Annotated in this window: 14 protein-coding genes; 11 read left to right on the top strand and 3 right to left on the bottom strand. The window is 65.1% G+C overall.

Annotated elements, in window-relative coordinates; all coding sequences use genetic code 11:
• The 5 genes from EN851_RS30790 to EN851_RS30770 all read left to right on the top strand — a co-directional run bounded on the left by EN851_RS30790 (position 1) and on the right by EN851_RS30770 (position 6,176).
• On the top strand, positions 1-2,055 hold the full coding sequence (locus tag EN851_RS30790; protein WP_135866026.1) for a response regulator: 2,055 nt from the start codon (positions 1-3) through the stop codon (positions 2,053-2,055).
• A gap of 161 nt (positions 2,056-2,216) precedes the next feature.
• Entirely contained in the window at positions 2,217-3,059 is an 843-nt protein-coding gene (minC, locus tag EN851_RS30785; protein ID WP_127280144.1) for a septum site-determining protein MinC, read from the top strand.
• A gap of 170 nt (positions 3,060-3,229) precedes the next feature.
• Positions 3,230-4,045 (top strand): septum site-determining protein MinD, encoded by an 816-nt coding sequence (gene minD, locus EN851_RS30780; RefSeq protein ID WP_127870298.1) that lies wholly within the window; start codon positions 3,230-3,232, stop codon positions 4,043-4,045.
• Positions 4,042-4,314: a cell division topological specificity factor MinE gene (minE, locus tag EN851_RS30775; protein WP_023774842.1), complete on the top strand. Its 273-nt coding sequence runs from the start codon at positions 4,042-4,044 to the stop codon at positions 4,312-4,314. Before minD ends, minE begins: the two co-directional genes overlap by 4 nt.
• A gap of 398 nt (positions 4,315-4,712) precedes the next feature.
• Positions 4,713-6,176 carry a hypothetical protein gene (locus EN851_RS30770; protein WP_135919423.1) on the top strand — a complete coding sequence of 488 codons (1,464 nt, stop codon included), beginning with the start codon at positions 4,713-4,715 and terminating at the stop codon, positions 6,174-6,176.
• A gap of 83 nt (positions 6,177-6,259) precedes the next feature.
• Here the strand turns inward: EN851_RS30770 and EN851_RS30765 are convergent, their stop codons facing one another.
• Both EN851_RS30765 and EN851_RS30760 read right to left on the bottom strand, forming a co-directional pair.
• Complete coding sequence (locus tag EN851_RS30765; RefSeq protein WP_127279937.1) at positions 6,260-7,501, bottom strand: ATP-binding protein; 1,242 nt, start codon at positions 7,499-7,501, stop codon at positions 6,260-6,262.
• On the bottom strand, positions 7,498-8,226 hold the full coding sequence (locus tag EN851_RS30760; protein WP_127279936.1) for a response regulator transcription factor: 729 nt from the start codon (positions 8,224-8,226) through the stop codon (positions 7,498-7,500). Before EN851_RS30760 ends, EN851_RS30765 begins: the two co-directional genes overlap by 4 nt.
• 209 nt (positions 8,227-8,435) lie before the next feature.
• On the opposite strand from EN851_RS30760, the gene EN851_RS30755 reads away from it, so the two are divergent.
• The 5 genes from EN851_RS30755 to EN851_RS30735 all read left to right on the top strand — a co-directional run bounded on the left by EN851_RS30755 (position 8,436) and on the right by EN851_RS30735 (position 15,694).
• Positions 8,436-9,128 (top strand): hypothetical protein, encoded by a 693-nt coding sequence (locus tag EN851_RS30755; protein WP_127279935.1) that lies wholly within the window; start codon positions 8,436-8,438, stop codon positions 9,126-9,128.
• Between the two features lie 122 nt (positions 9,129-9,250).
• On the top strand, positions 9,251-9,517 hold the full coding sequence (locus EN851_RS30750) for a hypothetical protein (RefSeq protein WP_135916798.1): 267 nt from the start codon (positions 9,251-9,253) through the stop codon (positions 9,515-9,517).
• 243 nt (positions 9,518-9,760) lie between these two features.
• Positions 9,761-11,035 (top strand): efflux RND transporter periplasmic adaptor subunit, encoded by a 1,275-nt coding sequence (locus EN851_RS30745; protein ID WP_127280376.1) that lies wholly within the window; start codon positions 9,761-9,763, stop codon positions 11,033-11,035.
• 4 nt (positions 11,036-11,039) lie between these two features.
• Complete coding sequence (locus tag EN851_RS30740) at positions 11,040-14,195, top strand: efflux RND transporter permease subunit (RefSeq protein ID WP_135930687.1); 3,156 nt, start codon at positions 11,040-11,042, stop codon at positions 14,193-14,195.
• An 11-nt stretch (positions 14,196-14,206) separates the two neighbouring features.
• The gene (locus EN851_RS30735; protein WP_135930686.1) at positions 14,207-15,694 is read left to right on the top strand and encodes an efflux transporter outer membrane subunit; all 1,488 of its coding nucleotides are present in this window, start codon (positions 14,207-14,209) and stop codon (positions 15,692-15,694) included.
• An 80-nt stretch (positions 15,695-15,774) separates the two neighbouring features.
• On the opposite strand, the gene EN851_RS30730 is transcribed toward EN851_RS30735, so the two are convergent.
• Complete coding sequence (locus EN851_RS30730) at positions 15,775-16,542, bottom strand: response regulator transcription factor (RefSeq protein WP_189521965.1); 768 nt, start codon at positions 16,540-16,542, stop codon at positions 15,775-15,777.
• Between the two features lie 820 nt (positions 16,543-17,362).
• Between EN851_RS30730 and EN851_RS30720 the strand changes: the two genes are divergently transcribed.
• Positions 17,363-19,801 carry a hypothetical protein gene (locus tag EN851_RS30720; protein ID WP_189521964.1) on the top strand — a complete coding sequence of 813 codons (2,439 nt, stop codon included), beginning with the start codon at positions 17,363-17,365 and terminating at the stop codon, positions 19,799-19,801.
• The last annotated feature ends 116 nt before the right edge of the window (positions 19,802-19,917 follow it).

Below are 19,917 nucleotides of genomic sequence, written 5' to 3'. Positions count from 1 at the left end.
ATGGCCGCGATGGAAGCAGATAACAGCGAACTATTCGAAAAGTCGCTGCCGGTTCGCGTTCTCGCTGTCGACGACGACGAGCGAAATCTCCTTGCCATAGAGGAGGTCCTTGACGGAGTGGGGCAAGTGATTTGCGCCAAGTCGGGCGAAGAAGCGCTGCGCTTTCTGCTCAAGGAAGACTTCGCCGTCATTCTGCTGGATGTGCTGATGCCCGGTCTCGACGGTTACGAAACCGCTTCGCTGATCCGGAGGCGCGAGCGTTCGAACAACACACCGATCATCTTCCTGACCGCCATCAACAAGGAAGAAGCGCATATGTTGCGCGGCTATGATGCCGGCGCGGTGGATTACCTGTTCAAGCCATTCGACCCGGTGATGCTGCGGTCCAAGGTCATGGTTTTCGTCGATCTCTATGAAAAGACGAGAGAAATCGAACGGAATGCGGCTCGGGAGCAGCTGCTGCTTGAACGGGCGCTGAAGGCGACGTCCGACAAACTCGATGCCGAGCGGGCGCTGCGGCATTCCGAGGCCCGGCAGGAGACGATCCTCGCTTCGCTGCCGATTTGCTTTCACGCTCGCGCGGCGCAGGCGCCATACGCCGCGAGCTATGTTTCCAAAGGGGTCGAGCGGTTAACGGGATTTTCTCCGGACCGTTTCATCGCGGATCCCGATTTCGGCATCGGCCGGGTCCATCCCGCTGATCGGGACGCGGTGACAAGATCGCTTTCGGCTGCCCACGAGACAGGCTCTTATGCTTGCGAGTTCCGCTGGCGGTGCGCCAATGAGGAATACCGTATATTCTTCGACCAAGGTGTGGTCGCCAGGAATGGCGCCGGGCTCGAACTGCTGGGCACCATGCAGGACATTACCGAGCAGCGCCATCTGGAAGGCCAATTGCTGCAATCGCAGCGGCTCGATGCAATTGGCAAGCTGACCGGCGGACTTGCCCACGATTTCAACAACCTGCTTGCGGCGATCCTCTCCGGGCTGAGCCTGCTCGAAAGGCAAGTGACGCTCGACGGCAAGGCGGCCCAGGTTCTCGACATGACGCGCCGCTCCGCTTCCCAGGGCAAGGATCTCATCCAGCGCATGCTCGCCTTTTCAAGGCGCCAGGAATTGAAGCCGGTTGCCGTGCGCATGTCGAGCCTGGGAGACACGATGACCGGCCTGGTGGCGCCGATCCTGGGCGGTTTGGTGCGCTTCGACTGGCACGTTGGTGACGACATATGGCCGGTGCATGCGGATCCGGCACAGCTCGAGCTTGCCTTGATGAACCTGGTCTTCAATGCCCGCGACGCGATGCCTTCGGGAGGGACAATCTCCGTCAGGGCCGACAATCGCAGCATCGGCCACACCGGCCAGGGGCTTGGCGCGGGCGACTATGTCAGGCTTGCGGTCGAGGACACCGGGACAGGTATCGCCGCGGATCTGATCAGCAAAGTGATCGAGCCGTTCTTCACGACAAAACCGATCGGCAAGGGCACGGGCCTTGGCCTCAGCACTGTCTATGGTTTCGCCAAGCAGTCTGGTGGCACGCTCAGGATAGACAGCGAAGTTGGCCACGGCACCACCATGGAGCTTTGGTTGCCCCGCTCACGCGGGACGCAAGACGCCGCCAAGGATGAGCCTGTTTTCGAATCCGGTAGCGTCACGAATTCCGGCGCGGGTCTCCCGGCGACGGCCGAGGAACAGTTGCCGACTGTTCTGCTCGTCGATGACAGTCAGTCCCTGCGGGAGTTGACGGCGATGTCGCTGCGGCAATCAGGTTTCGACGTGACGGCGTTTTCCGGCGGCGCCCAGGCACTGGCCGCCATCGAAAGGGAACCGGAGCGCTTCGACGTCATCGTAACCGACTTCGCCATGCCGCTCATTTCGGGCATCGACGTCATCCGCTTCGCCCGCAGCCTGCGCGCGGATTGGCCAGCGCTCATCGTCACGGGCTACGCCGATGCCGAGAAGATCTCGGATCGCCCTCCCGACGTGGCGTTGATAAGCAAACCTTTCGAAGATGCCCATCTGGTTGCAGCCATTCGATCGGCTTCGCGTCGCCGCTGATATTTTGCTTCCCCGGCAGCCGCACCTGTCGTCGGCCGTCTCCGCAGGGCGCCTAGCCACCTTCCAATTTCTCGCACCAGCTGCCGAGTTGCGCACGCCCGTTAACCATTCGTTAACCATTAGCCCCCTAGCGTTTACCTCTCAGTAAGGATTCGCTGGCCGTGACCTTTGCCGCCCCCGTCGAAACAAAATCCATTCGCTTCCGCGCCCGTTCGTTCGTGGCGTTCACGCTCACCCCGGAGGCGCCGATCGGGGCTTGGCTGGAGGGGCTGGATCACTGGATCGGCAATTCGCCGGGCTATTTTGCCGGGCGGCCGGTGGTGCTCGATCTCAATGTGCTGAAGCCCGAGGTCGCCGACATCGCGCTGCTGGTGGCGTCGCTCGGCGCGCGCGGCATCCGGGTCTATGCGATCGAGCTCGAAGGGGCTTCGCTCGGGCTCGACCTGCCGCCGCTGCTCTCCGGCGCCAAGGAGGCGACTTCGGACGGCCTGCTTCCCGGCCGCAAGGGCAAAGCGGAGGCGGCTGATGAGGCCGGCAAGCTGGAAACGGTGTTTTCGGATCGCGGCAAGGACGCCGGCAAGCCCGGCGAGGGCAAGGCCGCCGAAATTAAAGCCGAGGCCGGCAAGGGCAAGGCGGTCAAGGCGGCGGAAGCCGGCGCGACTGACGCGGTCCAGGCCGGCACGCTGATGGTCAAGTCGCCGATCCGCTCGGGCCAGTCGATCTTCCATCCGCATGGCGATGTCATCGTGCTGGGCTCGGTGGCGTCCGGCTCGGAGATCATCGCGGCGGGCTCGATCCATGTCTATGGCACGCTGCGCGGCCGCGCCATCGCCGGCTCGCAAGGCAACCGGTCGGCGCGCATCTTCTGCCGCAGGAACGAGGCGGAGCTGATCTCGGTCGATGGCTGGTACACGACGGCGGAAGAGATGGAAGGCGTCTCGCGCGGCAAGGCGGTGCAGGCCTTTCTCGAAGGCGACATGCTCGCCGTCGTGCCGCTGAACTAGGGCCGAGGGATGCTGGCGCCCGGCTTCACGCTTCCGGCCCGGACAGACGCCGAGGCACCATCGCCGCGCGCAAGCTTCGGACCGGTTTCGGATGGCATGATGGCAGGCTCTGACAACAGCCGTGCGGCGCACGGCGCAACAAACGACAACAGGCAACGGAGGCTTTTTCCATGGGCAAGGTAGTGGTCGTCACATCGGGCAAGGGGGGCGTCGGCAAGACCACCTCGACGGCCGCGCTGGGTGCCGCGGTCGCCAAGACCGGCAAGAAGGTGGCGCTGGTCGATTTCGACGTCGGCCTGCGCAACCTCGACCTGATCATGGGCGCCGAGCGGCGCGTCGTGTTCGACCTCGTCAACGTCATCCAGGGCACGGCCAAGCTGTCGCAGGCGCTGATCCGCGACAAGCGCGTCGACACGCTGTTCCTGCTGCCGGCCTCGCAGACGCGCGACAAGGACGCGCTGACGGAAGACGGCGTCGGCGAGGTGATCGACAAGCTGCGCTCGGTCTTCGACTATGTCTTCTGCGACAGCCCGGCCGGCATCGAGCGCGGCGCGCAGCTCGCCATGCGCTTTGCCGACGAGGCGGTCATCGTCACCAATCCGGAAGTGTCGTCGGTGCGCGATTCCGACCGCATCATCGGCCTGCTCGACGCCCGCACCATGCGCGCCGAACAGGGCGAGCAGATCGCCAAGCACGTGCTGGTCACCCGCTATGACGCGGCGCGCGCCGCGCGCGGCGAAATGCTGTCGATCGACGACGTGCTGGAAATCCTCTCGGTGCCGCTGCTCGGCATCATCCCGGAAAGCCAGGACGTGCTGAGGGCTTCCAACCTCGGTTCGCCGGTGACGCTGTCGGAACCGCTCAACAACGCCGCCAAGGCCTATCTCGAAGCGGCAAGGCGGCTGGAAGGCGAAGATTTGCCGGTGGTGGTGCCCTTCGAACGCAAGGGTTTCCTCGACCGTCTGCTCGGAAGGAGGGCCGCATGAGCATCCTCGACCTCTTCAAGCGGCGCACCAGCGCGCCGGTGGCGCGCGAGCGGCTGCAGGTGCTGCTCGCCTATGAGCGCCGCAGCCGTGGCCAGCCCGATCTCGTCTCCATCCTGCGCGAGGAGATCATGGCTGTGATCGCCAAGCATGTGCAGATCGACCAGGACTACCTCCAGGTCTCGATGGACCGCGGCGAGACCATGTCGACGCTGGAAATCGACATCCAGATCCCCAACAAGAGCGCCGTGCCGCTGGCCATGGCGGGGTGAGTTAGCACGACTGGTTCCTCGCCCCCACGTGAGTGGGGAGAGGTGGCCGCGAAGCGGTCGGAGATGGGGAGCGCGGCGCTGGCGGGTTCCCTCTGATCATTTCAATGCCACTCCGTCTCGGGCTCCGCCCGAGCCGCCTTGCCGGGGCGAGCCACGGGGCTCGCCCGTCCTTCGGCCCCCTCATTTCATGGCTGCGAGGAATTCCGGTCCGGCGGCGTCGGCGCCGCTCCAACCGACCAGCCCTCCACCGAAGTGGGCAGGGTTGCTCGGCATCCAGATCGCCAATGTGCTTAGTTCACGTTCGCTAACAGGGGCTTCCCCTGCGGAACAAGCGGGAGTAAGGATATATATTAGCAATTTGTTAAATATGCGATTGAGTATGCGTAGGGGAGTTCGCCATGAACTTCAAGAACCTGATCAAGCGTGCTGAAGACGTAGATAACGCACTCCAGGAGTTGCAGGACGATCTGGCGGACGCCCTGGATGCCAGCCTCGACAGCGACTACCAGACGCCAACGGGCGATGATGTCCCCGATGCCGCGTCAGCCGCCGATGCCTCGCCACCCCAGGCCGACGCGGCGCCTGCGGATGCCGCGGACGTTCCGGATGGGACGGGCAGCGCCGACACCGCCGAAACCACGCCGCGACTGACGCCCCATGCCCAGACCCGGCTGGCGGCGTTGAATGCCTTCGAAGGGATGTTCCACGACGCCAGGGACTATCTGGATGAGATCAACGGCAAATTGTCGGAAATCTCGACCTCGCACCATCTGACGCGCGAATTCCTCAACATCCTGCACACCGACATTCTTCGTGCCAATGAGCTGGAGCTCGCGAATGCCGGCCTGATCGCGGAGCAGAGAGCGCTGTCGGAAAAGCTGCACGACACGGCGGCGAAGCTGCGCGAGCGTGACGGCGCGTGCGAATTGCTGCAGCAGCGCGAGACCAGCCTGGTCCAGGACCGGGAGACGCTTCGCGCAACGCTTGCAGCTGTAAGGCTCGAACTTGCCGAGGCGGCCAATGCCAGCGCCAAGCGCGACGCGGAATTCGGCGACATCGCCAACCGGCTGACGGCCAGGACGGTCGAGGCCAACAGGCGCTTGCGCGAGAGCAAGATGCTGCGGGAAAAACACGTCACCCTGTCGGCCGAGCTCGACAAGGTGTTGAAGCGGGAGACCCAGGCGCGTCACAGGCTGGACGAGCTTTCGACGATCCACGCCAGCGAAGCGGCGCGGCTCGCCGAACTGCTGGCCGCGCTCGCAAGGAGCGAGAAAGAGGAGATGCGGCTGCAGAAGTCGCTCGAGGCCACACAGGCGAAGCTGGCGGAAAAGACCGAATCGGCCAGCATGATGGAAGGCGACTGGGAAGCCGAACGGGCTCGCGGCCAGACGGAAATGCGCGGATTGCGTTCCGAGATACAAGACCTGGAAACGCGGCTGGAGCGGGCCTCGAACGAGAACAGCGCGGCTGCCGCCGAGATCGCCAGGCTCAAGACCGAGCTGGACGACGCAGTGGCCGAAAAGATGATCGCCGAGGAAAGATTGTCCGCGCTCGCCAATGAGAACGAAACCGACAAGCTGAACCTCTCGAAAGCCAACGCCAATCTTTCGCAGCTTGCGCTGCAGCAGGCATCGGAGGACATACAACGAGACGTCCAGCGGCAGGAATGCGAGGATCTGCGGGCCGAAATCGCGTCGCTCAATGCCCGGATCAAGGAATTGCTGCCCTACGAGCGGCTCCACAAGGCCACCAACGCCCGATCGCGTGAGGGCGAGGTGGTCGAGATCGCCACCGTGGTGGCCAAGAAAGCCCGTGCCACGGGCAGGCGGCCCATCCGCAGGACTCTGCGCGCCACGTCGTAGCGCGCCTCGCAGGCGCGGCCGCGGCCCCATTGCTTGGCAGCATCCAGGCTTTGGGCCGCTTTCCACCTTGCGGCATCGCGCAATTACACCGCCGCGAACACCACCGTCTGCGCCAGCCCGCCGCCTTGGCGGTTCTCCAGCGTCACGGTGCCGCCGTAGCGCTCGATGATTTCCTTGGCGATGGCGAGGCCGAGGCCGGCGCCGGGAATGAATTGCTGGCGGCCGGGGTCGACGCGGAAGAAGGGCTCGAAGGCCTTGTTGATGAGGTCGGGCGGAATGCCCGGGCCGACATCCGATATGGAGAGCACGGCGCGCCTGTCGGCGAGGTCGAGCGCGACCGTGCAGGCCTTGCCGTGGGTGGCGGCGTTGACGATCAGGTTGCGCAGCGCGCGGCGCAGGCCGAGCGCGCCGGCGCGCACCGAAACCTTGTCGAGATGGCCGATGGAGACGGAATGGCCGAGCGTGGCCATCTCGGCCGATATGTCGCGCACCATCTTTTCCAGATCCAGCGGCTCGACGGCATCCTGGTTGACCTCCTCGCGCACCAGGCGGATGGCGCTGTCGGCGATGCGGTCGAGCTCGTCGAGGTCGTGCAGCCACTTGTCGCGCTCTTCGTCGAGGAATTCGGCGCGCAGCCGCATGCGCGTCATCGGCGTGCGCAGGTCATGGCCGGCGGCGGCCACCAGCCGCATGCGGCTTTCCATGGCGGTCTTGAGTCGCGACGAGAGCTGGTTCAGCGCGTGCGCCGTCGCCTTGACCTCGGCCGAGCCCACCTCCGGCACCGGCGCCAGCACGCCGTCGCTACCGATCTTGGAGACAGTGGCCTCCAGCATTTCGAGCGGCCGGATCAGCACCGCGGTGAAATAGACGGAGACGGCGGTAGCGCCGGCGACGATCAGCGAAATCCAGCCGGCTAGCACCAGCCATTCGCGTTTGGGCGGATCGATATGGGCAATTTCCAGGACCGCCCAACGGCTGTCTGGCAGGCGCATGGAGGCTCGCTGGCCGGGTTCATCCGGTTTGTCGCTGATGACGGCCAGGGCGTCGAAGCCGCGACGGTGCAGCAGATCATTGAGCATTGCCGTCTCCTGCCGGTCCACCTTGCCATTGGCCGGCCGGTCGCTGAATTGCACCCGCAGCACGTCGGGTATGGGTCCCGGCAGCAGCCGCACCACGAGCTCCATCTGCTGGGCAACCCAGGGCACGACGAGTTCCGGCGGCGGCCCGCCGCCGCGCACGCTGATGACGGCGGCGGTCGCCAGGCCGACGACGCCGACGATCGAGGCAACCAGCAACAGGATGAGGCGGCGGCGCAGCGAGTTCACGCCTGCGCCTCCACCGTCTCGACGCGCGCGGTGAGCTGGTAGCCGCCATTGCGCACGGTCTTGAACAGCGGGCCGTCGCCGGTGTCGGCGAACTTGCGGCGCAGCCGGCTCATCAGCACGTCGACCGAGCGTTCGAGCGGGTCGCGCTCGCGGCCTTGCGTGAGATCAAGCAGCTGGTCGCGCGACAAGAGCCGGCCAGGGCGGTCGAGGAACACCTGCAACAGGTCGAATTCGGCGCCGGTGAGGTCGACGGCCGCACCTTGCGCATCCGTCACCTTGCGCGTGTCCGGCTCCAGCCTGTAGCTGGCGAAGCGGTAGGCGCGGGGCGGCGGCGCGGGTGCCGCTTCCTCCGGCGTCGAGCGTCTCAGCACGGCGCGGATGCGGGCGGTGAGCTCGCGCGGGTTGAACGGCTTGCCGAGATAGTCGTCGGCACCGAGCTCCAGCCCGATGATGCGGTCGACATCCTCCTTCAGCGCCGTCAGCAGGATAACGGGGATATGCGGCTTGCGGTCGCGCAAGGCGCGGCAGATGTCGAGCCCGGAACCATCCGGCAGCATGACGTCGAGCACGATCAGGTCGAACTGGCCCGAGGCCAGCTTCTGCTCGCATTCGCGCCGGTCGGCCGCCACCGAGACGCGAAACCCCTGACCGTCGAGATAGCGCCCGAGCAGCGTGCGGATTTCGCGGTCGTCGTCGACGACGAGGATGTGGGGTTGTGACTGCATTGCCGTGCCCTTTGCTTGGCGCCGATTATAGGGAGAGCGGCGCGCAAGCGGCATGGAAAATTGCAACGCAATGTTTCTGGCCCGGGGCGGGAAACATTGGGAAACAAATTGCCCTTTTGCGGAAACCTTCGGCAACACGCCGACGCGAAGCAGACAAACACGCTTCCTATCCTCCCGGCGTCCAAAGCATGGATGAAAGGAACACCGTCATGCGAAGCAGACTTCTTGCGCTCGGCCTGTTTTCCGCCGCCGCCATCCACCCCGCGCTGGCGGCGCAGCCCGGTCCGGGCGCGGCGCCCGGCGAGCCGCCGGTCATGGCAATGCAGGATGGACCAGATCACGGCCCAATTCGGCATCCGCCGCAAGGATGGGGTCCACAGGGTTTTGGCCCACACGGTTTCGGCCCGGAAGGTTTTGGCCCCCGCCGCATGGGGCCGCCGCCGGAATTCATGCTGGCCGCCCGGCTGGCCGCGCTCGAAACCCGCGTCGGCATCCGCAGCGAACAGCTCGACGCCTGGCGCGACTACACCAGCGCGCTGCAGGCGGTGCTGTCGCCGCCGCGGCCTGATCGCGGTCCGGGCGGTACCGGCGGGCCAGATGGCGGGCCGCAGGCGAAAGGCCCCGATGCGGGGTCTGTCGGCAAGCCCGATCCCTTCGCCTTCCAGGAAAGGCTGGCCGACGACGTCACGGCGCGCGCGGCCTCGGCCGCGAAGCTGAAGGGCGCAATAGCCGAGCTGCGCGCCAAGCTCACGCCGGAACAGCTCGAGATCCTCGCTTCGGCGGAACGCCCGCACGGACCACCCCCCGGTCCCTGGGGCGGCCCGCCGGATGATGCAGCCAGTCCGGCAGGCCCGCCCAATGATGGCCTGGTGATGCCGCCACCCCAGCCCGGGAATGGCTGATAACCTGACCGGCTGCGCCGGCCGGCCCCGGTACCCAACCCGTTCCCGGGCCGGCCGGTTTCCTTCCCGGGCCGGCGGATCGCGCCGTCCCGGGTTCTCCCCATGAGACTGAAGGCACGACAATGTGGGACGCCCTGATGCTGCTGCGGCTGATCGCATCGGCCAGCCCGAAATTTTCGCTCGGCCATCCCGGGCGCGCCAGCCATGCGGCGCTGCCCGGGCGCGCCGGCCATGCGGCGCTGCCGGCCGACACGCTGAAGGGCGCCATCCGGCTGGCCTTCGCCGCCTCGCGCCTGTCGCTGCCAGTCTCGCAGCATGCCAATGGCCACGGCAATCATGATCGCAAGATCGCGTCAGACCTGGCAAGGCGCCTGGCATGTCGGCGCTGATCGGCATAATGACGCGGGGGCATCGCGGCCAGCCACTCGATCCTCGAGTGCGCGCCAGTCGCGAAGCAGGAGCGCGACATGAGCCGCTTCGAAGCACCCCTCGACGCCGCCCTTGGATGCGCGCGGCCCCTCGTTACGACATCGACCGTCCTCGCCTCCGACCGCCGGCATTCGGCCTCGCCCCCATTGGGCGATCCGATGCCCAGGCGGTAACCGCTCCTCCAGCGAAAGATCATTCAACCCATGTCTATCCAGTCCAGCCAGTCCTTTTCGCCGGTTCGCCGGTTCGCGCCCTGGACGGCGCTTGCCACGGCCCTTCTCCTGGCGGCCTGCTCACAGGAGGGCGGCAAGGCTCCCGCGGGCATGGGCGGTGTCGGCAAGCCCGAAGTCGGCGTCGTCACGCTGCATCCGCAATCGGTGGCGATAACGGCCGAACTGCCGGGGCGCACGGCGGCGTCGCTGATCGCCGAGGTGCGACCGCAGGTCGACGGCATCATCCAGCGGCGCCTGTTCAAGGAAGGCAGCGAGGTGGCGGCTGGACAGCCGCTCTACCTCATCGACCCGGCGAGCTACAAGGCGGCCTATGACAGCGCGATCGCCGCGCAGCAGAAGGCGGCGGCGGCGGTGCCCACCGCGCAAGCCAAGTTCGACAGATATGCCGGCCTCTTGAAGCAGAACGTTGTTTCCAAACAGGATTATGACGATGCCGCCGCCACGCTTGCACAGGCGCAGGCGGATGTGGCTTCCGCCAAGGCCAGCGCGGAAACCGCGCGCATCAGCCTCGACCGCACCTCGATCACCGCGCCGATCGCCGGCCGCATCGACAAGTCGACGCTGACGCCGGGCGCGCTGGTCACCGCCAACCAGGAGACGGTGCTGACCACGATCCGTTCGCTCGACCCGATCAATGTCGACGTCACGCAGTCGAGCACCAATCTGCTCAACCTGCGCCAGGCGATCTCGGAGGGACGGCTGAAGTTCAGCGGCCCCAATGTCAGCGTCAAGCTGAAGCTCGAGAACGGCACCATCTACGCGCAGACCGGCAAGCTGGAATTCTCCGGCGCAAATGTCGACCAGACCACCGGCACATTCGCCTTGAGAGCGGAGTTTCCCAATCCCGACCGCCTGCTTCTGCCCGGCATGTATGTGCGGGCGCTGGTCGAGGAGGGGGTCGCCCAGAACAGCTTCCTGGTGCCGCAGCGCGGCGTCACCCGCAACACAAAGGGCGAGGCGACGGCCATGGTCATCAATGCGCAGGGCAAGGTCGAGACGCGGGTGCTCGCCGTGCGCAACACCGTCGGCAACAACTGGCTGGTCGATAGCGGTGTCGGCGATGGCGACCGCGTCATCGTCGAAGGACTGCAGCTCGTGCGCCCCGGCGGCGACGCGACCGGCGTCGAAGTGACGATCGACGAGGCGACCGGCGAGATCAAGGACCGTGGTCAGACATCGGCCTTGCCGGCCCCATCCAAGATGGCCAGCACCGGCCAGCAACCCGCCGCCTCGACCGGGAACTGAGACGATGTCAGCATTTTTCATCAACCGACCGATCTTCGCCTGGGTGATCGCCATCGTGATCATGCTGGGCGGCCTGCTCGCGCTCACCACGCTGCCGATCTCGCAATATCCGCAGATCGCGCCGACCACGGTCAACATCAGCGCCACCTATCCCGGCGCCGACGCGCAGACGGTCGAGAATTCGGTGACCAAGGTCATCGAGCAAGGCATGACCGGCATCGACAATCTCGACTACATGACGGCGACGTCGACCTCGACCGGTTCGGCCTCGATCACGCTGACTTTCACCAGCACGGCCGATCCCGACACCGCGCAGGTGCAGACGCAGAACAAGCTGCAACTGGTGCAGTCGCAACTGCCGCAGGTGGTGCAGAGCAACGGCATCACGGTTTCAAAGTCCTCGACCGGCTTCCTGATGGTCATCGGCTTCGTCTCCAGCGACGGCAAGATGAACTCCACCGATCTCGCCGACTATGTCGATGCCACCGTCAACGACACGCTGAAGCGCGTCGAGGGTGTCGGTTCGACGCAGCTCTTCGGCTCGGGCTATGCCATGCGCATCTGGCTCGACCCGGACAAGCTCGCAAAATACGCGCTGATGCCGAATGACGTGGCGAGCGCCATCGAGGCGCAGAACACGCAGGTTTCGGCCGGCCAGCTCGGCGGCCTGCCGGCGCGCAAGGGCCAGCAGCTCAACGCCACGGTGACCGCCAAGAGCCGGCTGCAGACCGCCGAACAGTTCCGCAACATCATCCTCAAGAGCCAGACCGACGGTTCGCTGGTCCGCCTCAACGACGTCGCCACCGTCGAACTCGGCGCCGAGAGCTATACGACGCAAGCCAACTACAACGGCAAGCCGGCGGCCGGCGTCGCCGTCAACCTGGCGACCGGCGCCAACGCCATCAGCACCGCCGAAGCGGTGCGCTCGACGATCAACCGGCTGAGCTCGACCTTCCCGCAAGGGGTCGAAGTCGTCTACCCCTACGACACCTCGCCCTTCGTGCGGCTGTCGATCGAGGAGGTGGTCAAGACGCTGGCCGAGGCGATCGTGCTGGTGTTCCTGGTGATGTTCATCTTCCTGCAGAATTTGCGGGCGACGATCATCCCGACCATCGCCGTGCCGGTGGTGCTGCTCGGCACGTTCGGCGTGCTGTCGCTGTTCGGCTATTCGGTCAACACGCTGACCATGTTCGCCATGGTGCTCGCCATCGGCCTGCTCGTCGACGACGCCATCGTCGTGGTCGAGAATGTCGAGCGCGTCATGGCGGAGGAGGGGCTGCCGCCGAAAGAGGCGACGCGAAAATCGATGAACGAGATCACCGGCGCGCTGATCGGCATCGCCACCGTGCTGTCGGCGGTGTTCGTGCCGATGGCCTTCTTCGGCGGCTCGACCGGCATCATCTACCGGCAGTTCTCGGTGACCATCGTCTCGGCCATGGTGCTGTCCGTGCTGGTGGCGCTGGTGCTGACGCCGGCGCTGTGCGCCACCATCCTGCGGCGGCCGAAGGACCATGCCACGCAGACGGGTCCGTTCGGCTGGTTCAACCGGATGTTCGATCGCGGCACGACGGCCTATCGCGACGGTTCGCATGGCATCATCAACCGGGGAAAACGCTTCCTCGTCGTGTTCCTGGCCATTGTCGTCGCCATGGGCTGGATGTTTGCCCGGCTGCCGAGCTCGTTCCTGCCGGAAGAGGACCAGGGCATCCTGATCACCAGCGTGCAATTGCCGGTCGGCGCCACGCAGGACCGCACCGAGCGCGTGCTGAAGCAGGTCACCGACCACTATCTCAACGACGAAAAGGACGCTGTCGACGGGGTCTTCACCGCGTCGGGCTTCGGCTTCGGCGGCGCCGGGCAGAATGTCGGCATCGGCTTCGTGCGGCTGAAGGATTTCAGCCAGCGCAAGTCGCCCGCAATGGCCGCGCAGGCGATCGCCGGCCGCGCCATGGGTGCGTTCTCCAAGATCAGGGATGCGCAGGTCTTCGCTCTGGCGCCCCCCGCAATCCAGGGTTTCGGCAACACCAACGGCTTCGACTTCTACCTGCAGGACGTCAATGGCGCCGGCCATGACGCGCTGATCCAGACGCGCAACCAGCTTCTGGGTCTTGCCGCGCAAAGCAAGCTGCTCGCCAACACGCGCCCCAACGGACAGGAGGACCAGCCGCAGTTCTCGGTCGACATCGACCAGGAAAAGGCCAGCGCGCTGGGCGTCAGCCTCGCCGACATCAACAACACGCTGTCCAGCGCCTGGGGCAGCGACTACGTCAACGACTTCATCGATCGCGGACGGGTGAAGCCGGTCTACATGCAGTCGGACGCGAATTTCCGCATGCAGCCGGAGGGCCTCGACAAATGGCAGGTCCGCAATGCCAGCGGCGCCATGGTGCCGTTCTCGGCCTTTGCCTCCAGCCACTGGACATTCGGTTCGCCAAGGCTCGAGCGCTACAATGGCTCGGCGGCGGTCGAAATCCAGGGCGCGGCGGCGGCCGGTGTCAGCTCGGGCGCGGCGATGGACGAGATCGACAAACTCGTCGCGCAATTGCCGGCCGGCTATTCGCATGAATGGACCGGGCTGTCGCATCAGGAGCGGCTTTCGGGCAACCAGGCGATGTCGCTCTACGCGATTTCGGCGCTGGTCGTGTTCCTGTGCCTGGCCGCGCTCTATGAGAGCTGGTCGATCCCGTTCGCGGTCATGCTGTCGGTGCCGATCGGCATCTTCGGCGCGCTGCTCGCGGCAAGCCTGTTCGGCCAGACCAACGACGTCTATTTCAAGGTCGGGCTTTTGACCACGATCGGGCTGGCCGCCAAGAACGCCATCCTGATCGTCGAGTTCGCTATCGAGCGGCAGGCGGCCGGCATGGGGCTGGTGGAGGCGACGCTGGAGGCGGCGCGACAGCGATTGCGGCCGATCCTGATGACGTCGCTGGCCTTCATCCTCGGCGTCACGCCGCTGGCGATCGCCACCGGCGCCGGCTCGGGGGCGCAGAACTCCGTCGGCATCGGCGTGATGGGCGGCATGATCGCGGCGACGGTGATCGGCGTGTTCCTGGTGCCGCTGCTGTTCGTCACGGTGCGGCGCATCTTCATGGGCAGGGTGGCTAAACCAGATCCCGGGCGGGATACGGGCGAAACGCCGGTGACGGCCAACCAGCAATAAGGGGTTCTCACATGACAGGTCTTGAACGTGGCTCGGTGGCCGCGAGGCGGCTCCTTGCGCCTATTCTCGGCGCGGCCTTGCTCGCGGGATGCGTCGTCGGTCCGGACTATCGGACGCCCATCCTGCCGATGCCGGCAAACTGGAGCGGCCAGAAGCCGACCAAGTCCGCCCAGCCGGCGCGGCTTTCACAATGGTGGCAGCGCCTGCGCGACCCGCAGCTCAACATGCTTGTCGCGGAAGCGGTCGCCGGCAATCTCGATGTCGCGACCGCGAAGGCCAAGATCCGCGAGGCGCGCGCCAGCTACCGCCAGAGCGCCGGCACATTGCTGCCGTCGGTGGATGGATCCGGCTCGATCACGCGCAACAAGTCGGCCGAGACGACATCGGGCGCCAATTCCATCTACGCGGAATACCAGGCCGGCTTCGACGCCAGCTGGGAACTCGACCTGTTCGGCGCCAACCGCAGGGGTGTCGAGGCCGCGCGCTTTGGGGTGGATGCGTCCGAGCAGGAATTGCGCTCGACCCTTCTGACCCTGGTCGGCGATGTCGCGTCCTATTACACCCAGGCGCGCGGCTACCAGGCGCGCATCGCGCTCGCCCGGCGCTCGGCCGTATCGCAGCGGCAGACCGCCGAACTCACCCGCACCATGGCGCAGGCGGGATCGGCGACGGCGGCCGATGTCGCCAAGGCGATGGGCCAAGCGGCCAGCACCGAGGCCGCTGTGCCGACGCTGGAAGCAAGCTATGCCGAAGCGGTGCATCGCCTTTCGGTGCTGACGGGCCGGCCACCGGCGGCACTCAACGAGCGGCTGAAGCGCGGCAAGCCGATCCCGGCGCCACGCTTGCCGATGCCGACCGGAATTCCGGCCGACATCCTGCTGTCGCGCCCGGATGTGCTGATGGCCGAGCGGCAATACGCGCAATACACCGCCAAGGTCGGCCAGGCCGAGGCGGCGCGCTATCCCTCGGTCAGCCTGACGGGAGACATCAGCACGGCGGCCCTCAATCTCGGCGACCTCGGCGAGAATTCGTCCATCGGCTGGTCCTTCGGGCCGACGCTCAGCGTGCCGCTGTTCAACGCCGGCCAGTTGCAGGCGGCCGCCGACGTCGCCCGCGCGCAGCGCGACCAGTATTTCATCGCCTACCGGTCTTCGGTGCTGACCGCGCTCGAGGATGTCGAGAACGCGCTGGTGCTGATGGCGCAGGAGCGCATCCGCATCGGCAAGCTTGCCGCGTCGGCGAAATCCTACGGCGATGCGGCGCGGCTGGAAGGCACGCTCTACAAGGCGGGCGAGACCAGCCTTCTCGACGTGCTCGACGTCCAGCGCTCGCTCTACTCGGCCGAGGATTCGCTGCTGCAGAGCCGCGTCCTTTTGGCGACCAACTACATCGCCCTCAACAAGGCGCTCGGCGGCGGCTGGGACGGCGCGGTCGATGCCGCCAAGCCCGAGATCGTCGACGTCAAGACCGGGCCGCGGCTGGCGAAGGCGGAGCCCTAAGCGGCTTCATGGAGACGGGCTGTTCCGTCCGTCCCGCAGGGTTGCCACTTTGGCGTGACATGTGATCGCCAGCCTGACGGCTATCCCTTGTTGGACTCCCGGCGCCGAGCTGGCGTTTGCCGGGCCGCAGGGCGCGCCTGGCCTCCGCCGGCATCAGGCGCCGCCAGTGCCTTCACGACCGTCGCGGCGCCGCCATTCGCCGCATGCGCGACACTCGGTCCGATCTGGCCGGCGGCGAGTTGCGAGAGCTCAGTCCGCGAGGAGACCTGCAATTTGCGGTAAATGTTGTTCATATGAATTTTCAGCGTACCTTTCGAGATGCCGACGTCGAAGGCGATCTGCCCGGTCGGCTTTTCGGCGAGAACTTGCCGCGCGATCTCGATTTCGCGGCTCGTCAGCCTCTGCGAGAGGCTCCGCCATTTCGTCCTGCGCGACGCCTCGTTCTGGACGGCCTCGCTGACAATCTCGGCGGGCAGCCACCGGCCTCCGGCGGCAACCCGGTGCAGGCATTTGAGCAGGGCGTCGACGGCGGCCTCCTTGAACACGATGCCGGCAACGCCAACCGCGACAGCGTCGTAAAGCTGGGCCTGAGAGGCGCCGACCGTCAAAAGCACACAAGACGTCGCGAGCCCTTGCCGGCCGATTTCGGCGGCGACATCGAGGCCGTTCAGTCCCGGCATGCTGATGTCGAGCACCGCGACATCAGGCACGTCGCGCTGGATGGCCGTCAGGGCGGCCGCGCCGTCCCGCGCCGAACCGACCACCGCGAAATTCGGGTCGCGGGCAATCATGTCGATCAGGCCGTGCAACAGCAGCGGGTGGTCGTCGGCGACGAAAACCGTGACCATGTTCAGTTCGCTGGCTGCCGAACTTCTCGGCCAGGGTTCCATGGCGCGGTGCGGCCATCGATGGCTTCCGGTGGCCGCCGGCGCCCGTGCTCGGTCATGGCGTCTTCTCCCCTTGCGTGTCTTTGTGACACATCAGCGACTTCATCGTGCCGGAAGCGAACATCGCGACCCGGCCCTCATCCTGCGAAGCGTGAGGCCATGCTGACAGAAGCAGCGTGGTTGCGCAAAACATTAGCAACTGCTTAGTTAATCCTCAAGCGGCGCGCCGTGCAAAATGCGTGGCGGCGGACTGAAAGCAGATGCCACGCCGATGTGCCGATGCTGATCTTCATCTTGGATGATTCATCGGCGCTATCACGAAATTTTTGTAGATCCGACCGTGAATCTCCGGTTCGTGAAATAACTAAGCCAAAGCAACGCAATTATTCTTGTCTGCAAAAGCACTTTTTCAGAACTGAAATCGACTTTCCTGCATATAACCGGGGTTATATAGACGGACGCATTGCAACCTGCGCAATATGGTTTGGGAAATATTAACGTCCAGGCAATCGTAGGATTGTCGGGGTTGGGGCTTTGGGTGTGGGTATAACGGTCAGTCCGACGGCGGGCCAGTTCCGTCATACGGCAATAGCTGTGTCCGGCGAATGGGAGGCAGTCTCCGCGCCGAACCTTTCTCCTTTCAAAGTCGTCGATTTTGTCACGAACGATTGCTCGCCTGCCCGGCCGCGTCCCTCGGACGCTGCGCGCCGGCGCTGCGATCAGGCCGGAATAGATGGGGGCGGCCCGACCGCCGACCGCACAACAATGTGGAGGAAGTAGCATGGCGATCGATATTGGCAGTGGCGTCCTTCTCGAGGCAACGACGGTAGGGTCGGGCACCGGCAGTTACGATTCCTTCCTGAGGCTGCAGGCGACAGGTATCGAGGAGGGCTTCAACACCGACCAGAACGGCAACGTCGTCGACAACAAGGCGTCCTTCACCCACGACCTGCAATACGGCAACATGCAGTCGATCAATGTCGACGGCGTCGACTATATCGAATTCCGGCTCGACCTCAATGAAAGCAACAATGAGACAAACGGCAACATCACGCTGACCGGCCTGGACATCTACATTTCAAACGCCGGAGCAACGCTTGCCGACTACGATGCGGATTTTGCGGGATTCACCACCGTCTTTCATCTTGACCTGAACGACCCCCAGTATTTGATTGACTCCAATCATGGCTCGGGAACGGACGACTACCGGGTGCTCGTGCCGGTCAGCGACTTCACGGCGGCCGGTGTCTTTCCCGACTCCTATGTGACGCTGTTTTCGAGCTTCTCAGGGGCCAATGGGGGCTTCGAGGAGTGGCGCACGCTTACGACGCCCGGCACCGGCACTGATGCGCCTGGAATCGGCATCGACAAGGTAACGGTCGACGGCTCGGCGATCGGCGACGATCTGCAGGTTCTCTCCGGGGACACGATCACCTGGCAATACACGGTCAGCAATACCGGCAATGTCGCATTGTCGAACATCGTCGTCACCGACGACCACAATGACGTGGTCGTGACGGCGGTTCTCAGCGGCGGTTTCAACGTCGGGGACACCAACCAGGACGGCAAGCTCGACACCACCGAGCACTGGAGCTTCATCGGCACCAGCATCGACAAGGCCGTCATCGGCGACTATGCCAATATCGGGACGGTGACCGGCTCGGCCGGGGCGGTCACCGTAACAGACAGCGACGGCTCCAGCTATTTCGGCGCCGATCCCGAGATCAAGATCGACAAGGTGACGGTCGACGACGGGGTCAAGGGCGACACTCTGACGATCCTGACCAACGAGCCGATCTCGTGGGAATACACGGTGACCAATATCGGCAACGTCGCGCTGTCGGGTATCTCCGTCACCGACAGCGACGGCGGCGTGACGCCGGTCGCGGTGCTTGGCAACGGCCATGTCACCAATATCGGCGACAGCAACGACAACAACATGCTCGACGCCGGCGAGATCTGGAAGTTCTCGGCAACCGGTACCTCCGTGGCTGGCCCTTACAGCAACACCGGTACCGCCTCCGGCTCCTTCACCGACGATGCCAATCACACACGCACCGCCACGGCCACCGACGACTCCGGCTATACCGGCGCCGATCCGCACATCACGCTCGACAAGAAGACCAACGGCGTCGACCATGGCCTCAACATCTTCCAGGGCCAGCCGGTGACCTGGACCTACGATGTCAAAAACGACGGCAATGTCGCGCTCGCCCATGTGGTTGTGACCGACGACAACGGCACCGCCGGCACCGCCGGCGATGATTTCCATCCAACCGCTATCCTCAGCGGCGGCTTCAACAGCGGCGACATCAACCAGAACGGCCTGCTCGATACAAACGAGACCTGGCACTACCAGGCGACCGGCGTCGCGCAGCTGGGCAGCTACGTCAACACCGCCACGGCCACCACCGATGCCTTCGTCGACACGGCCTTGCATTCGCGTACGCCGCTCGCCACCGACAGCAGCGACTATGAAGGCTTCTCGAACAAGGCGCTGACGCAGGGATTCTGGGGCAGCCACGCGGATGCATGGGACAATATTGCCGGCAATGAGGGCAATCCCACCAAGAGCGCCGTCGCCAGCCATGTTCTGTCCGGCCTCGACGTCAATCCGCGTACGGATGGCTATTTGCTGCTCGGCGACAGCAACGGCGACGGCATTGCCAACGATGCGCACGATCTCCTGATTTCGAACGCTCTGGCCAAGTCCATCGAATCGAGTTCGACCGGCGGTGACGCACGCGTCATCATGTTGCAACAGGCGATCGCCACCCAGCTCAACATCGACAACCATGTCGGTCAGCCCAACGACCTGATCGACGAGGCGGTGATGTGGCTGACCAAGCAAGGAGCGTGGTCAACTGTCGGCGTGAATGTCGATACCAACAATGACGGGGTCGTTGATGAGAATGGGGCTCACACGGCGCTTACGGGTGCGGCGGTGAAGACTTCGTCGGCTGCCTGGACAAGCTATGTCGACGTCACCGATCCGAGCTCCGGCATCACCGACTGGAACGGCGGCAAGGAGGCCGATGGCGAGGGCCTCAAGAATGCGCTGATGTGGTTCAACCAGGGGCAACTGGTGACGTCCGGACCGGGACCGGCCGGCAATGTCGCCTGGTTCGACGGGACCAACATCGTCGAAGAGCATCGCAACACGCTCGATCAATTCTGGCTCACGCTGCATCTAGTGGGGGGCCTGACGGGCATCGCCTGAGGCTGGTCTCCGGCCGTCGGCCGGGTGCCTTGCCGCAGCGCCGCCCACATGGATTGGCATGGAAAGGGGCTCCGCGATCTTCAATTCGGCGCAGGCCAGGGTCAGGTCCTTGGGTC

The sequence above is a fragment of the Mesorhizobium sp. M8A.F.Ca.ET.208.01.1.1 genome, assembly GCF_004791315.1.
In the GTDB taxonomy this organism is placed as follows: Bacteria; Pseudomonadota; Alphaproteobacteria; order Rhizobiales; family Rhizobiaceae; genus Mesorhizobium.
This window is presented reverse-complemented; position numbering and strand designations above follow the sequence as displayed.

Coding starts and splice junctions, on each gene's coding strand:
- EN851_RS30790 (WP_135866026.1), top strand. CDS start 1: ATGGCCGCGATGGAAGCAGATAACAGCGAACTATTCGAAAAGTCGCTG.
- minD (WP_127870298.1), top strand. CDS start 3,230: ATGGGCAAGGTAGTGGTCGTCACATCGGGCAAGGGGGGCGTCGGCAAG.
- minE (WP_023774842.1), top strand. CDS start 4,042: ATGAGCATCCTCGACCTCTTCAAGCGGCGCACCAGCGCGCCGGTGGCG.
- EN851_RS30770 (WP_135919423.1), top strand. CDS start 4,713: ATGAACTTCAAGAACCTGATCAAGCGTGCTGAAGACGTAGATAACGCA.
- EN851_RS30760 (WP_127279936.1), bottom strand. CDS start 8,226: ATGCAGTCACAACCCCACATCCTCGTCGTCGACGACGACCGCGAAATC.
- EN851_RS30755 (WP_127279935.1), top strand. CDS start 8,436: ATGCGAAGCAGACTTCTTGCGCTCGGCCTGTTTTCCGCCGCCGCCATC.
- EN851_RS30750 (WP_135916798.1), top strand. CDS start 9,251: ATGTGGGACGCCCTGATGCTGCTGCGGCTGATCGCATCGGCCAGCCCG.
- EN851_RS30745 (WP_127280376.1), top strand. CDS start 9,761: ATGTCTATCCAGTCCAGCCAGTCCTTTTCGCCGGTTCGCCGGTTCGCG.
- EN851_RS30740 (WP_135930687.1), top strand. CDS start 11,040: ATGTCAGCATTTTTCATCAACCGACCGATCTTCGCCTGGGTGATCGCC.
- EN851_RS30735 (WP_135930686.1), top strand. CDS start 14,207: ATGACAGGTCTTGAACGTGGCTCGGTGGCCGCGAGGCGGCTCCTTGCG.
- EN851_RS30730 (WP_189521965.1), bottom strand. CDS start 16,542: ATGGTCACGGTTTTCGTCGCCGACGACCACCCGCTGCTGTTGCACGGC.
- EN851_RS30720 (WP_189521964.1), top strand. CDS start 17,363: ATGGCGATCGATATTGGCAGTGGCGTCCTTCTCGAGGCAACGACGGTA.